Origin of the sequence: Allorhizobium borbori (assembly GCF_014196535.1) — a bacterium.
In the GTDB taxonomy this organism is placed as follows: Bacteria; Pseudomonadota; Alphaproteobacteria; order Rhizobiales; family Rhizobiaceae; genus Ectorhizobium; species Ectorhizobium borbori.
Map to the genome: position 1 here is coordinate 1 of NZ_JACIDU010000001.1, position 13300 is coordinate 13300.

Genomic DNA, 13300 nt, shown 5'->3' on the forward strand with positions numbered 1-13300 from the left:
ATAGCCCCCGCTGAAAACATGCGAGGGAAAGTTGGAACATGGGTCAATTCTCAATGGAAATATCAGGCAACGCCGGGTCAGTTCTCAGTGGCAATCAACAGCCCATCATTATCTCGAACTCGTCGAGTTCAATCCCGCGATCACGCAGAATGTCTTCTATGGTATCCCACGCCGGAGATGCCCAATTCGGCTGATCAGGTGCGTTCATGGCACAATAGCCCTTGATAGATCCAATACCTTCACCCGAGTTACTTCTGCCCAATTAATCTTGCCACACGCTGTCGTTGGATTTTGGAGATGATTGGCGGTCAGTACCAGTGCATATCCACCTTTCAGAGAAAGGACCAACACATCGCTACCGTTCCACGTTGACGCGGACACGCCCACAAGCAGATCGGTAGCCACTTCGGCCGCTCTGACGTCTGCAAGACGCTTTACAAGCTCGTGCGCTATCTCTGGCCCAACGGACGCGACCGCACGTGCCTTTTTCAGGCAGATAGACCGCAATTTCTCATCGCCAAACGCAAGGTCCACTTAGCTGCCAAAAATCCATTGAATCGGTACCTAACACTACGCTGCACATCAGACACGCGCCACCACAACCGAACATTGCGCACAAAAGAAATGGATAGACTCGACACCCAGAATGACACCCAAGCGCATTTATCACCGGCAGACCCAGCCTTGCCTGCGCCACATCACGTTGATCTTGCTGAATAAAAATGGTGCCCGGAGGCGGATTTGAACCACCGACACGCGGATTTTCAATCCGCTGCTCTACCAACTGAGCTATCCGGGCATCCGGTTGCTAGACCTGCGTTCGTTCCCGAAACGCTGGGGGTGTTGGTTTCCCCCGGAAGCGAGCGGGGTTATAACAGCTTGATCGGCGATGGCAAGCGGCAAAACGAACTTTTTTGACCGCTTTGTGAAATTTGCCGTTTGCTGTGGAAAAACAAATCGTTCGACATGGGAAATTAGCGCGGCGAGCGCCCGGTTTTCAGGCACAGCGCAGCGTAGAGACATCTTGGTCGGCTGGGAAAGTCAGATGTTTCCGTCTTCGGATTCGGCCTGACTTTCATCGTCGGCCACGGGAATGGCGTAAGAGCCCTTCAGCCAGCGGGAAAGATCGAGCGTGCGGCAGCGATCGGAACAGAAGGGGTAGTGTTCGCGGACCGAAGGCTTGCCGCATTCGGCGCAGGGACGCGTCTTGCGCAGCGGTTCGACCTTGGCCGTGCCGGCCTGTTTCTCAGCCATGACTTTAGCCCTCCCGCCATTTCGCAGCGGCGTCGTAACCTTCACCTTCGAGAATGCGCAGCGTTTCGTAGAGCGGCAGCCCGACGACGCCGGTATAGGAACCGGACAGTTTCTGCACAAAGGTGCCGGCAATGCCCTGGATGGCATAGGCGCCGGCCTTGCCGCGCCATTCGCCGGAATCGAGATAGGCGTTCAGTTCATGATCCGAGAGGCGTTTGAAACGCACCTTGGTTTCCACGACTGTCTGGCGCATCTGTCCGGACGGCGTGATGACGGCAACGCCGGTGAACACCCAGTGGCTGCGTCCGGAGAGCAGCGCCAGAGCACCGTTTGCCTCTTCCAGATATTCAGCCTTGGGCAGAATGCGGCGACCGACGGCAACCACCGTATCGGCCGAGAGAATGAAGGAACCGCCCCAGGCCGGGTCACCATCGATGGCCGCGCGTGCGGCCTCGGCCTTTTCCGCCGAAAGACGCCGGGCAAGCGAGCGGGGATGCTCGGCCTTCTTCGGCGTCTCATCGATGTCCATGGGCATCAGGCGGTCCGGCGCAATCCGCGCCTGGGCAAGCAAGTCGAGCCGGCGCGGCGATCCCGAGGCCAATATCAGCTTGTGGACGGGCGCCATATTACCTCCGGCACTTTCACGTTCAGGCGCATGCAGGAACAACCGTGCCCTGCCGCCTGACTGGACCTTGCTACGCCGCTCTTACTTGAAGCGGTAGGTGATACGGCCCTTGGTGAGGTCGTAGGGGGTCATCTCAACCAGAACCTTGTCGCCGGCGAGAACGCGGATGCGGTTCTTGCGCATGCGGCCCGCAGTGTGGGCGATGATTTCATGCTCGTTTTCCAGCTTAACGCGGAATGTCGCGTTCGGCAGGAGTTCGGTGACAACACCGGGGAATTCGAGGACTTCTTCCTTGGTCATATAAGACTTGTCTTTCTCACGAGTTGAGGCCAGGCAGCCGATGCGCCCGGCAAATTTGCGCGGAAACTACACAATCGCCACGCTTTTGTGAACCACGCAGTTGATGGTTATTTCGCAGGCTTTCCCGAAGCCCTCACGAAGAGGCACCCAAGCGCACCAGACGGCTGGAAATCAGTCCGGACAGGTGATCGCGCACATCGCGATAGGCGCCAAGGATCTGGTCGCGGGTGCCGGTGGCCACCGTCGGATCGGGTGTCGGCCAGTACATGACGTCGACAGCGCTCGAACGGGTCAGTTCCAGCGCCCGGTGATGGGCTTCGGGCGCCAGCGTCACAATGAGGTCGAAGAAGTCGTCCTCCAGTTCCTCCAGCGTCTGCGGCTGCCGCTTCGGCGAGGTCAGCCCCAGCTCCGAAAGCACGGCTTCCACAAACGGGTCCGGTTCGCCCTTGCGCACACCGGCGGAGGCGATGTAGGTGCCTTTCGGCAGCATGGACCGCGCCAGCGCCTCGGCCATCGGCGAGCGGATCGAATTCATGCCACACATGAACAGGATCGAGCCCGGCACGCGCGTGATCGCTTCGGAGGCCGGACCGTCCATGCCGTCTAGCCCTTCCAATAGAGCACGCAGACGAGAGTAAACAGGCGGCGGGCCGTATCGAAGTCGAAGTCGATCTTGCCCTTCAGTCGGTCCTGCAGCGTCTGCGAGCCTTCATTGTGAATGCCGCGACGGCCCATGTCGATCGCCTCGATATGGGAAGGCGTCGAGGAGCGGATGGCCTCGTAATAGCTTTCGCAGATCATGAAGTAATCCTTGATGATCCGCCGGAATGGCGTCAGCGAAAGAATATGCGTTGCAACATCCGCACCCTGTTCCGTGGTGATGGCGAAGACAAGCTTGGAATCGACCAGCGAAATGCTCAGCCGGTAAGGCCCGCCGGGATGGCCGACGGGATGAAAGGTGTTTTCCTCGATGAGGTCGAAGATCGCCACGGCCCGCTCGTGTTCGACATCCGGCGTCGAACGGCCGATGGACTCGTCCAGAATGACATCGCAAAGCCGGAAATCGCCGTCGGCCATCGCTTATCCCTCAAGGTTCAGGCGGATCGCGACCGACCGGCCATGGGCATCGAGCCCTTCGGACCTGGCCAGCGCAATGGCCGCCGGCGCAAGCGCCTTCAACTGTTCCGGCCCCAGCCGCAGGATGGAGGTGCGCTTGACGTAATCCAGCACCGAAAGGCCGGACGAAAAACGCGCCGAACGGGCGGTCGGCAGAACATGGTTGGAACCGCCGACATAATCGCCGATGACTTCCGGCGTGTGACGTCCGACGAAGATCGCACCGGCATTGCGTACGTCCTTCATCAGCGTGTCCGGGTCATCGACAGCGAGTTCCAGATGTTCTGCGGCAATGCGGTTCGCCAGCGGAATGCCGGCGGCAAGATCGGGCACGAGGATGATGGCGCCGAAATCGAGCCAGCTCGCCCGCGCCGTCTCTGCCCGCGAAAGCGTGCCGAGCTGGCGCTCGACAGCCTGCTCGACCGCCTTGCCGAAAGCGGCATCATCGGTGATCAGGATCGACTGGGCGCCCATGTCGTGTTCGGCCTGGGCAAGAAGATCGGCGGCAATCCAGTCGGGATCGTTGTTGGCGTCGGCAATCACCAGCACTTCGGAGGGGCCGGCGATCATGTCGATGCCGACCGTACCGAAAACCTGGCGCTTGGCGGCGGCGACATAGGCATTGCCGGGACCGACGATCTTTGCCACCGGGGCAATGGTCTCCGTGCCGTAGGCAAGGGCCGCCACGGCCTGCGCACCGCCGATGCGGTAGATTTCCTTGACGCCGGCGATGCGGGCCGCGGCCAGCACGGTCGGGTTCAACTGCCCGGCCTGCGCCGGCACGACCATGACGATGCGCTCCACACCGGCCACGCGGGCCGGCAGGGCGTTCATCAGCACCGAACTCGGGTAGCTTGCCGTGCCGCCGGGCACGTAGAGGCCGACGGCCTCGATGGCCGTCCAGCGCGAACCAAGCGTAACGCCGATGGCGTCTTCGTAAATGTCATCCTTGGGAAGCTGGCGGGCGTGATGCTTTTCAATACGCTCCGCGGCCAGATGCAGGGCGTCCAGCACAGCGGGGTCGACCTGGGCAATCGCCGCATCGATCTCGGCATCCGTCACCTTCATCGGTAGAACGGTGAAATCGATACCGTCGAAACGCCGGGAGTAATCCGCGAGGGCAGCGTCCCCACGGGCACGCACATCGGCGATTATATCGCGCACCACCGCGTTCACATCCTCAGAGACTTCGCGCTTGGTTGTCAGAAAGGCGGCGAACCGCGTTTCGAAATCCTCGGCCGACCGATCGAGCCAGATAGCCACTTGCCTGTTCCCCTCTTCCCGCAGGGCCAATCCGCGCCCCGCGGCCTTAGCATCCCGTCAGGGAACCGGCTTTCGCTTTATCCCTGACACATCTCAGCCGGAAACCTTGTGGTCCGGCCTGTGTTCCGTTTCCCACGCACCGCCGATATCGGCAAGCTGCAGTTCGATGCATTCCACATCGAGCGCAACAGCGCGTCCGCCGGCCAGCGTCAGTTCCACCGTACCATCCGGCCCCTCGCCGTTGGGCGTGAAGCGGATGGCCAGAAGATCCTGCACCTCGTCAACCTTCGCGCGGTCTATACCGGCGACCCGCACGGCGCTGACCCGCTTGAAGACAAGCGCCGCCCGGCGGCGCTCGAACGACTTTGCGCTTCTTACCGCTTCTTCCCAGACGAAACGGTTCACCGCAAGGGAAAATTGCCGGCCCTTCGGGCTGAAGGCCATATCTTTCGTCTTGAACACGCTGTCCTGAACATGCGCGGAGATGATCGCGAGATCTTCCGTATCCAGCGCCAGAAGTTTGAGATCGGTCATTGCTTTTCCTCGGGCTACACGCCGTTGCACAACCGTGAGATAGGCGTGCGTAACCGGTTATGCAACGGCAGCCGCTGGCCGCCGCCGCAACAATTACGGAACTCAGTCGCGAATGCGTTCTACGACGGCGCCGCAGCGCGTCAGCTTCTCTTCCAGACGCTCGAAACCGCGATCGAGATGATAGACACGGCTGACCATGGTTTCGCCTTCGGCGGCGAGGCCGGCAATGACCAGCGACACCGAGGCGCGCAGGTCGGTTGCCATGACGGGTGCGCCGCGCAGCTTCTCGACGCCCTCGATGCGGGCCGTCTGGCCCGACAGCGATATCTTCGCGCCAAGACGGGCCAGTTCCTGCACATGCATGAAACGGTTTTCGAAAATCGTTTCGGTGACGTGCGAAACGCCCTGTGCACGGGTCATCAGCGCCATGAACTGCGCCTGAAGGTCGGTCGGGAAGCCCGGATAGGGTTCCGTCACCACATCCACCGGGCGAATGCCGTTGCCATTGCGGGCCACCCGGAAGCCACGCTCCACCGGCTCCACCGTTGCGCCCGAGCGACGGAGCGCCTCGACGGCATTTTCCAGCAGGCTGATATCGGTGTCCTCGAGGATCACGTCACCGCCCGTCATGGCCACGGCCATGGCGTAGGTGCCGGTCTCGATACGGTCGGGCAGAACGCGGTGGCGCGCGCCGGACAGCGAGGTCACGCCCTCGATGGTGATGGTGGAGGTGCCCGCGCCGGAAATCTTCGCGCCCATAGCGTTGAGGCAGGCCGCGAGATCGACAACCTCAGGCTCGCGGGCGGCGTTGCCGATCACCGTCGTGCCGCGCGCAAGCGTCGCCGCCATCATCAACACGTGGGTGGCGCCGACCGAAACCTTGGGGAAGGTATAGTGCGCGCCGATAAGGCCGCCCTTCGGTGCGGTCGCATTGATGTAGCCGCCATCGATTTCCATCGTCGCACCGAGCGCCTGAAGGCTGTCGATGAAAAGATCGACCGGGCGCGTACCGATGGCGCAGCCGCCCGGCAGGGAAACGCGGGCCTGGCCTTCGCGCGCCAGAAGCGGGCCTATGACCCAGAAGCTCGCGCGCATCTTCGACACGAGCTCGTAAGGGGCGGTCGTATCGACAATGGTGCGGCAGGTGAAATGAATGGTGCGCGAATAGGTTTCGCCCTGGCGCTCGCGGCGGCCATTGACCGAAACATCGACGCCGTGATTGCCGAGAATGCGCAGAAGCTGTTCGACATCGGCCAGATGCGGTACGTTTTCGAGCGTCAGCGTGTCGCTCGTCAAAAGCGAGGCGATCATCAACGGCAGGGCGGCGTTCTTGGCGCCGGAGATCGGAATGACGCCGTTCAGCGGGTTGCCGCCGACAATTCTGATACGATCCATGTTCGCCTACGGGCCTCGCCCGCCTTTCTTCTTGTTCGCATGGCCTCAAGGCGGGCGGTCGGCGCCTGCCGGCTCTGTTCCTCATGAGCCTGAAAAGCGAGGCCAGGGAAGTTTCGCGGCTGCTTTAGACGAAAACCGCCCGCGCTTCAATTCATGACCGGAGCGTGACGGACAATCAGGATGATTCGTCCGTTTTTGCCGCAGGCAAGCCGACCGTCTCGTCGGCCTCGCCGGCGCGGCGGGCGCGGGCCTGCTGTTTGCGGCGAAGCAGGTTTTCCCGCAGCTTGGCGGCTGCACGCTCGCGGCGCAGTTCCGCTTCCGTGCGAATGGCGCCGGACACCCTTGTTTTCCCGGAGTTCTGGTTCTCGTCAGTCATACCCCCTCCATAACGCAAAGCACGCAAACGAAAAACCCTCCCCCGTTTTTTGAACCGCCAAATGAAATTAGTTTGCAATGCGGCTTGCGCTTCTCAAAAAGCTGTGGCAGAAGCCCCCTCGCTCGAAGGCGACGCGGAACACCGCAACGTAGTCTTCTTTTGCTGCCGTAGCTCAGGGGTAGAGCACTCCCTTGGTAAGGGAGAGGTCGGAGGTTCAAATCCTCTCGGCAGCACCATCCATCTTCAAAGTCGATTGAAATCCGCGTGATCGAGATGGTTCCCTTCTTCTTCTCCTTGCTTTATAAGAAGTTGCCGCGCCGGGCCGCAGGGCTTGCGGCGGCAATAGTTGCAGACTGGCTTTCTGGCTGAAACCGGTCTTGAGGAGATTGCGTAACGGCGGGGGCTGTTGCGCCTGGATGGTATCGCTGCCCATGACGTATCTTGCCGAAAGACATTCTTCGCCAGCGGCTGCAGGCTGCGCGCAATGATGTCGTTTTCGACGAAAATGGCCCGGCGCCTCGCCGCTCTTGCCGCGCTTGCGCTCGTGGCCGGGTTTGCGCCGTCAAAGCCGGCCGATGCCGCCGGCGAAACCCGTAGCCTCAAGCTCTATTTCATCCACACTGGTGAAAAGGCCACGATCACCTTCAAGCGTAACGGCAAGTTCGATGCCAAGGGGTTGCAGGAAATCAACCGTTTCCTGCGTGACTGGCGCCGCAACGAACCGACCCGCATGGACCCGCGTCTGTTCGACCTTGTCTGGGAAGTCTATAACAAGGTCGGCGCTACCGATTACATCCACGTCGTTTCCGCCTATCGCTCGCCCACCACCAACGCCATGCTGCGTTCGCGCACCAAGGGCGTGGCCGAGACCAGCCAGCACATGCGCGGCAAGGCAATGGATTTCTACATTCCCGGTATTCCGCTGAAGACGCTGCGCGAAACCGCCATGAAATATCAGCGTGGCGGTGTCGGCTTCTATCCGACCTCGCGCTCGCCCTTCGTGCACCTTGATGTCGCCGGCGTTCGCGCCTGGCCGCGCATGCCGCGCGAGGAACTGGTGCGACTGTTCCCGAGCGGAAAGACGCTGCATATTCCCGCCGATGGCAAGCCCTTGCCGGGTTACGAGCAGGCGCTGGCCGAATACAAGGCGCGCGCCGACGCGCCAATCGAGATCGCCAACAGCAGCGGTTCAAAGCCGAAGCGCCCGAACCTGCTTGCCTTCCTCTTCGGTGGTGGCGATGAGGATGAGGATGCCGATGCGATTGCCGCACCGGAAAGCCCGGCAAGCCCGCCCGCTCCTGCAGCACCGGCAGCCCAGCCGCCCGTGCTGACGGCGGAAGCGACACCGCCGCAGGCACCCATTCCCGCCGGTCTCAATGCCCCCATTCCGTCCAACCGCCCCGCGCTGGTTCAGACTGCGCCGCAGGGCACGCTTATGTCGGCCCTGACACCGCCGCCGGGCACGACACCGGCCCTTCAGGCCATGCAGCAGGAAGTGCAGCAACCGGCCTTCGCCGATCTCGGCAATTACCGTATCCCCGTGCCATCACTCCTGTCGCGTAGCGATGCACCGGTGGCCGAACTGGCCTTCGTTCCGGTTCCCTCGCGCCGTCCCGCCGATGCGCCTGCCGAACCCGTCATCGCCGCCGTGCCCGCACCGACGCTGCGCCCGACGGTCGAACCGCAGCCGGTCGCCGTAGCGCAGGTTCCAGCCAATAGCGGCACCTTCCGTCCCTCGACCAATGTGATGATGGGCGGCACGGAGCCCCTGCGCGCACCGGCGACCATTCGCTCGGAAGCCGCGCGTCCGGCGCAACCCTTGTCCGCGCCGCAGGCTGCGGCGGCATCGCAGCCCGTCGCCCAGCCGCCGGTGACCGCCGTTGCCATGGCTGGCCCAGCCATCAAGGTGACCAAGGCGCCGCGCGTAACGCCGCCAGCCCCGGCAGTCGTCCCGGTCAAGGAAGAGCCGCGCACGGTTCCGGTCTACGGCTTCGATCCGAAACGGTTCTGATTCAGGCCCTCGCCTGCCCCAGCGCCTTTGCCAGAACCGCGAGCGTTTCGCGCAGCGTCTTCTCGTCAGCGCGGCGGCCGGTGTGGTTGATGCGCAGCAGGCGCTCCGAACCCGGCCCGACACCGGCTGTCAATTCGACACGGATAACTTCTTCCAGAACGAGAAGGCTGTCCGGCTCGACCCCTTCGGGCAGAACGACCGTCGTCACCAGATTGGAAGCGCGCTCCCCGGCCTCAAAAGCCGTCAGTCCGAGATCGCTGACGGCGGCGCGCGCCTGGGCCGCGGTTCTGGCATGGCGACGGAGAACTGTCTCCAGCCCTTCGGCCTCGATCCGGTCCAGCGCAGCCTTCAATGCATGAAACTCCAGCGGCGGCGGCGTGCCGGGCAAGGCACCGCGCCCCTTGTCCAGCCAGTCGCGCTTCTGGTCAGCGAGCGAGAGGACGGAATTCACCGGCGCATCGGGCCGGTCGATCAGCGCCCAGGCCCGCTTGCTGACCGATACCGCCGAAATTCCGGCCGGCCCCGCCAGCGCCTTCTGCGGGCCGATGACGGCGATATCGATGCCGAGCGCATCGACCGCCACGGGATGGCCGCCGACCGAGGCCACGGCATCGACCACAAGCAGGATGCCGCGCTCTTTCGCGCGCTTCGCGATGGCTTCCAGCGGGTTGAGAATGCCGCTGGCGGATTCCGCATGGACCAGAGCGATGACGTCGATCCCCTCCGCGGCATCAAGCACGGCTTCCACGGCCTCCACTGTCACCGGGCGAGCCGGCTCTGCGACAAGATCGGTGACGGTCGCCCCACCCCGGCGCAACCAGCCGCCGAACAGGGTTCCATAGGGACTGGTGACGATGTTCAGCGCCTTCAGCGCCGGTGTCGCGAGGCTTGTCGCCACCGCCTCCAGCGCCACAACGGCTTCGGCCTGCACGAAGAGGACGTCGTTTCGCGTTTCGAGCAGGCGGGCAATGCGATCGGCGAGCGGCGCGTAACCGCTGGCAGGAAAGGCGGGCGGATCGAGAAGGACGGTGGCGTCAAAACGGCTCATGGCTTTTCCCTTATCAGGCGGGGCACGGCGGCGATTAATGCGCGCGCCGCTGGCGATTGCGGATGGTCGACTACCGCGTCGGTCGGCCCTTCCTCGACAATCTCGCCCGCTTCCATGACGGCAATGCGGTGGGAGACCGCCTTCACGGCGGCGAGATCGTGCGAAACGAAGATATAGGCCAGGCCATGCTCGCGCTGGAGATCGACGAGCAGATCGAGAATGCGGGCACGCACGGAGACATCGAGCGCCGACACCGCTTCGTCCAGCACGATCAGCGACGGCTCGCAGGCCAGTGCCCGGGCGATGGCCACCCGCTGCCGCTGGCCGCCGGAAAGCTCAAGAATGGAGCGGCGCGCATAATCGGCGGTGAGGCCGACGCGCTCCAGAAGTTCATCGATGCGGGCCGCCCGACGGGCTGGCGGCACGAGATCGTGGATGCGCAACGGATCGGCAAGAGCGCCGGCGACCGTGGCGCGCGGGTTGAAGGCACCGAGCGGGTCCTGAAACACCATCTGCATGTGGCGGCGCGCGGTGCGTAACGCCGCCCCCGAAAGCGCCAGCCAGTCCTCGCCGCGAAAGCGGATCGCGCCCGATTGCGGCGGCGTCAATCGCGTCAGGACGCGGGCCAGCGTGGACTTGCCGCAGCCGGAGCGCCCGACGAGGCCAAGCGTCTCGCCGGGCGCAACCGTGAGGTTAACCTCTTTCAACGCCACCACCGAGCGACCGCGCGCGGCCCAGCTTTTCCGGAGATCGGTGGCTTCGAGCAAGGCGGCGCTCATGGCCGGCCTCCGACCACCAGCGACGGCGTTTCGAGATCAATATGGGCCTCGAGAAGCGTTTTGGCGGCCACACTCTGCGGATGGCCCACGACCTGCCGCACCGGACCGATTTCCTGCAAGCGTCCCGCCGCGAAGACGGCAATACGGTCGGCAAGCGTCGACGCCAGCGCCATGTCGTGGGTGATGAAGACGAGTGTCATTGCCTCCTCGCGCACGAGATCATCGAGCAGCGCGACGATTTCCGCCTGGACCGCCTGATCGAGCGCGCTTGTCACTTCATCGGCCACGAGAATTGAGGGGCGAGCGGCAACGGCGGCGGCAATCGCCACGCGCTGGCGCTGGCCACCGGAAAGCTGATGCGGAAAGGCGCGGAGCAGACGTTCCGGCTCCGGTAGGCGTACGCGCTCCAGAAGGTCCGCGGCACGCACGAAAGCCTGTTTCCAGTTGAGGCCAAGATGCCGTTTCGCACCTTCGGCCACCTGTTCACCAATGGTCAGCACCGGGTTAAGACTGGCGCCGGGATCCTGAAAGACGAAGCCGAGATCGCGGCCCGGCAGCGGCGCGGGAGCGAACGAAGGCCAGACGATCTCGCCACTCACGGTAACGCCGGGTGGCAGCAACCCCGCCAGCGCGCGGGCAAAGGTGGATTTGCCGGAACCGCTTTCGCCGATCACGGCCAGCCGTTCACCCGCCTGAAGTGTCAGCGATACGTGATCAAGCGAAGGAGCCTTCGCATGAGGATAACGGATGGCGAGTTGCCGAATGTCGCACAAAACCGTCATGCGGCCCTCCCCTCGCGCGGGCGCAGGGCGTCGCTCACGCCTTCGCTGACGAGATAGACGCCGAGAACGGCGGACACCAGCGCCAGACCGGGAATGATCGAAAGGAAAGGTGCTGCGCGCAGCACGTTTCGTCCCTCGGCAATCATCGCGCCCCAGGTGACGACGTTGGGATCACCGAGGCCGAGGAAGGAAAGTGCGGCTTCCGTCAGGATCGCACCCGCCACGGTAATGGCTGCAAAGGCAAGCACCGGCGGCAGGGCGTTGGGCAGGATCTCGCGGAAGGCGATTTCCAGTGGATGCATGCCGATGATGCGGGCGGCGGCGACATAATCGCGCTCGCGGATGGAAAGGACCTCGGCGCGCGCCAGCCGTGCCGGCTCCGCCCAGGCGGAAAGGGCAATCGCCAGAATGACCGTGGGCATGGAGGCGCCGAGCGTCGAGACGAAGGCAAGGGCCAGCAGAAAGCCCGGCACGATCTGGAAAGCGTCGGCGACGCGCATCAGCGCTTCATCGATGAAGCCGCCGGCAAAGCCCGCCAGCGTTCCGACCACAAGCCCGATGGCGAGCGCGGCAAACGCGGCGGCAAGCCCGACGGCCAGAGAGGCGCGCGCGCCGTGAAACACACCCGCCAGGACATCCCGCCCAAGGCGATCCGTGCCGAAAGGAAAGGCCGGATCGGTGAAGGGCGCGGTCAGGGCAGGACCGGCGATCTTCAACGGATCGCCCGGAAAGAGCAGCGGCGCGGCAAGGGCGGCAAGCGCCAGCAGCGCAAGGATGACGGCGCCGATCAGGCCAGGGCCGGAACGGGTGAAGCGTAGGGCAAACCTCATGCGCCCTCCTCGCCCGAACCGATGCGCGGATCGAGCAGGGCATAGACGATATCAACGGTGAGGTTGACGAGGATGACCAGCACCGCGCTGGTGAGGATGACGCCGACGAGAAGTGGCGCATCGCGATCACTGACAGCCTCCTGCGCCAGCCGCCCGAAGCCCGGAATGGCGAACACGCTTTCGATGACAACGCTGCCGCCCAGCATGGCGGCTGCCTGAAGGCCAAGCACGGTGACGAGCGGCAAAAGCGCGTTGCGCGCCACATGGCGCCAGACGATGCGGGTGCGCGACAACCCCTTCGAGCGGGCGAACAACACGAAATCGAGCGGCCAGACCTCGGCCATGCCCGAGCGCATGACGCGCAGGAAAAGCGCGAGATAGATGAAGCCCAGCGCCGTGACCGGCAGCACGAGATGGCGGGCAATATCGAGTGCACGCTCCAGCCCTTGCTTGCCCGAAGCGATGGTTTCCATGCCGGCCAGCGGCAACCAGCGCAACTGAACGGAAAAGAAGAGAACGAGCACCAGACCGAGCCAGAAGCCCGGCACGGCGTATAGCGCCAGCGCCCCGATGGAAAGCGCCCGATCCCGGAGGCTGCCCGGCCTTGCGCCAGCGGCAATGCCAAGCAGGGAACCGAGCCCGAAGGACAGCGCTGTGGCGCTCGCCATCAGAAGAAGCGTATTCGGCAGGCGCTCGCGCACCAGATCGATTACCGGGCGGTCGAAGGCGACCGACCAGCCGAGATCGAAGCGGGCAAGCGCCGAGAGATAGAGCCGGAAGCGGGCGAAGCCCGACTGGTCCAGCCCGTATTGCGCCCTGAGTTCTGCGGCAAGCTTCGCATCGCCACCACCAAGCGAAACGAGATAGGAATCCACCGCATCGCCCGGCGCATGTTCAAGGAGCAGGAACGTCGCGGCAATGACGATGAGCAGCACGGGAACAGCCGTGATCGCCCGCCGCCTCAACAGTGCCGCGATACGCTTCACG

At 63.6% G+C, this 13300-nt stretch carries 15 protein-coding genes and 2 tRNA genes; 2 read left to right on the forward strand and 15 right to left on the reverse strand.

Annotation, left to right across the window (positions count from 1 at the left end; genetic code table 11):
• Window positions 1-723 precede the first annotated feature (723 nt).
• The 10 genes from GGQ66_RS00005 to GGQ66_RS00050 all read right to left on the reverse strand — a co-directional run bounded on the left by GGQ66_RS00005 (window position 724) and on the right by GGQ66_RS00050 (window position 6863).
• A tRNA-Phe gene (locus GGQ66_RS00005) sits at window positions 724-799 on the reverse strand.
• A gap of 242 nt (window positions 800-1041) precedes the next feature.
• Window positions 1042-1254 (reverse strand): DNA gyrase inhibitor YacG, encoded by a 213-nt coding sequence (gene yacG / locus GGQ66_RS00010; protein WP_183788133.1) that lies wholly within the window; start codon window positions 1252-1254, stop codon window positions 1042-1044.
• Window positions 1255-1258: 4 nt separating this feature from the next.
• Window positions 1259-1879, reverse strand: coding sequence for a Maf-like protein (locus GGQ66_RS00015; RefSeq protein WP_183788135.1), 621 nt, complete (start codon window positions 1877-1879; stop codon window positions 1259-1261).
• Between the two features lie 81 nt (window positions 1880-1960).
• Window positions 1961-2179, reverse strand: coding sequence for a translation initiation factor IF-1 (gene infA, locus GGQ66_RS00020; RefSeq protein WP_027673809.1), 219 nt, complete (start codon window positions 2177-2179; stop codon window positions 1961-1963).
• A gap of 133 nt (window positions 2180-2312) precedes the next feature.
• Complete coding sequence (locus tag GGQ66_RS00025) at window positions 2313-2777, reverse strand: arsenate-mycothiol transferase ArsC (RefSeq protein WP_183788137.1); 465 nt, start codon at window positions 2775-2777, stop codon at window positions 2313-2315.
• Between the two features lie 5 nt (window positions 2778-2782).
• Entirely contained in the window at window positions 2783-3256 is a 474-nt protein-coding gene (locus GGQ66_RS00030; RefSeq protein ID WP_183788139.1) for a UPF0262 family protein, read from the reverse strand.
• Between the two features lie 3 nt (window positions 3257-3259).
• The gene (gene hisD, locus GGQ66_RS00035) at window positions 3260-4558 is read right to left on the reverse strand and encodes a histidinol dehydrogenase (protein WP_183788141.1); all 1299 of its coding nucleotides are present in this window, start codon (window positions 4556-4558) and stop codon (window positions 3260-3262) included.
• Between the two features lie 93 nt (window positions 4559-4651).
• On the reverse strand, window positions 4652-5092 hold the full coding sequence (locus tag GGQ66_RS00040) for a DUF2948 family protein (protein WP_183788143.1): 441 nt from the start codon (window positions 5090-5092) through the stop codon (window positions 4652-4654).
• A 102-nt stretch (window positions 5093-5194) separates the two neighbouring features.
• Entirely contained in the window at window positions 5195-6487 is a 1293-nt protein-coding gene (murA, locus tag GGQ66_RS00045) for a UDP-N-acetylglucosamine 1-carboxyvinyltransferase (protein WP_183788145.1), read from the reverse strand.
• Window positions 6488-6662: 175 nt separating this feature from the next.
• Window positions 6663-6863 (reverse strand): hypothetical protein, encoded by a 201-nt coding sequence (locus GGQ66_RS00050; protein ID WP_183788148.1) that lies wholly within the window; start codon window positions 6861-6863, stop codon window positions 6663-6665.
• 161 nt (window positions 6864-7024) lie between these two features.
• Here GGQ66_RS00050 and GGQ66_RS00055 point away from each other — a divergent pair.
• A tRNA-Thr gene (locus GGQ66_RS00055) sits at window positions 7025-7099 on the forward strand.
• A gap of 248 nt (window positions 7100-7347) precedes the next feature.
• Window positions 7348-8874, forward strand: coding sequence for a peptidoglycan L,D-endopeptidase MepK (locus GGQ66_RS00060; protein ID WP_183788150.1), 1527 nt, complete (start codon window positions 7348-7350; stop codon window positions 8872-8874).
• A gap of 1 nt (window position 8875) precedes the next feature.
• On the opposite strand, the gene GGQ66_RS00065 is transcribed toward GGQ66_RS00060, so the two are convergent.
• Genes GGQ66_RS00065 through GGQ66_RS00085 form a run of 5 tightly spaced genes read right to left on the reverse strand, consistent with a single transcriptional unit; the run spans window position 8876 to window position 13299 of the window.
• Window positions 8876-9922 carry a pyridoxal-phosphate-dependent aminotransferase family protein gene (locus tag GGQ66_RS00065; RefSeq protein WP_183788152.1) on the reverse strand — a complete coding sequence of 349 codons (1047 nt, stop codon included), beginning with the start codon at window positions 9920-9922 and terminating at the stop codon, window positions 8876-8878.
• Window positions 9919-10701, reverse strand: a complete 783-nt coding sequence (locus tag GGQ66_RS00070; RefSeq protein WP_183788154.1) for an ATP-binding cassette domain-containing protein — start codon at window positions 10699-10701, stop codon at window positions 9919-9921. The genes GGQ66_RS00065 and GGQ66_RS00070 overlap by 4 nt, the downstream gene beginning before the upstream one ends.
• The gene (locus GGQ66_RS00075; RefSeq protein ID WP_183788156.1) at window positions 10698-11483 is read right to left on the reverse strand and encodes an ATP-binding cassette domain-containing protein; all 786 of its coding nucleotides are present in this window, start codon (window positions 11481-11483) and stop codon (window positions 10698-10700) included. The genes GGQ66_RS00070 and GGQ66_RS00075 overlap by 4 nt, the downstream gene beginning before the upstream one ends.
• Window positions 11480-12313, reverse strand: coding sequence for an ABC transporter permease (locus GGQ66_RS00080; protein ID WP_183788158.1), 834 nt, complete (start codon window positions 12311-12313; stop codon window positions 11480-11482). Before GGQ66_RS00080 ends, GGQ66_RS00075 begins: the two co-directional genes overlap by 4 nt.
• Window positions 12310-13299 (reverse strand): ABC transporter permease, encoded by a 990-nt coding sequence (locus tag GGQ66_RS00085; RefSeq protein ID WP_183788160.1) that lies wholly within the window; start codon window positions 13297-13299, stop codon window positions 12310-12312. The genes GGQ66_RS00080 and GGQ66_RS00085 overlap by 4 nt, the downstream gene beginning before the upstream one ends.
• Window position 13300 lies beyond the last annotated feature (1 nt).

Excerpts from the sequence above, each read along its gene's own strand:
- yacG (WP_183788133.1), bottom strand. The coding sequence starts at position 1,254 with ATGGCTGAGAAACAGGCCGGCACGGCCAAGGTCGAACCGCTGCGCAAG.
- GGQ66_RS00015 (WP_183788135.1), bottom strand. The coding sequence starts at position 1,879 with ATGGCGCCCGTCCACAAGCTGATATTGGCCTCGGGATCGCCGCGCCGG.
- infA (WP_027673809.1), bottom strand. The coding sequence starts at position 2,179 with ATGACCAAGGAAGAAGTCCTCGAATTCCCCGGTGTTGTCACCGAACTC.
- GGQ66_RS00025 (WP_183788137.1), bottom strand. The coding sequence starts at position 2,777 with ATGGACGGTCCGGCCTCCGAAGCGATCACGCGCGTGCCGGGCTCGATC.
- GGQ66_RS00030 (WP_183788139.1), bottom strand. The coding sequence starts at position 3,256 with ATGGCCGACGGCGATTTCCGGCTTTGCGATGTCATTCTGGACGAGTCC.
- GGQ66_RS00040 (WP_183788143.1), bottom strand. The coding sequence starts at position 5,092 with ATGACCGATCTCAAACTTCTGGCGCTGGATACGGAAGATCTCGCGATC.
- murA (WP_183788145.1), bottom strand. The coding sequence starts at position 6,487 with ATGGATCGTATCAGAATTGTCGGCGGCAACCCGCTGAACGGCGTCATT.
- GGQ66_RS00050 (WP_183788148.1), bottom strand. The coding sequence starts at position 6,863 with ATGACTGACGAGAACCAGAACTCCGGGAAAACAAGGGTGTCCGGCGCC.
- GGQ66_RS00060 (WP_183788150.1), top strand. The coding sequence starts at position 7,348 with ATGATGTCGTTTTCGACGAAAATGGCCCGGCGCCTCGCCGCTCTTGCC.
- GGQ66_RS00065 (WP_183788152.1), bottom strand. The coding sequence starts at position 9,922 with ATGAGCCGTTTTGACGCCACCGTCCTTCTCGATCCGCCCGCCTTTCCT.
- GGQ66_RS00070 (WP_183788154.1), bottom strand. The coding sequence starts at position 10,701 with ATGAGCGCCGCCTTGCTCGAAGCCACCGATCTCCGGAAAAGCTGGGCC.
- GGQ66_RS00075 (WP_183788156.1), bottom strand. The coding sequence starts at position 11,483 with ATGACGGTTTTGTGCGACATTCGGCAACTCGCCATCCGTTATCCTCAT.
- GGQ66_RS00080 (WP_183788158.1), bottom strand. The coding sequence starts at position 12,313 with ATGAGGTTTGCCCTACGCTTCACCCGTTCCGGCCCTGGCCTGATCGGC.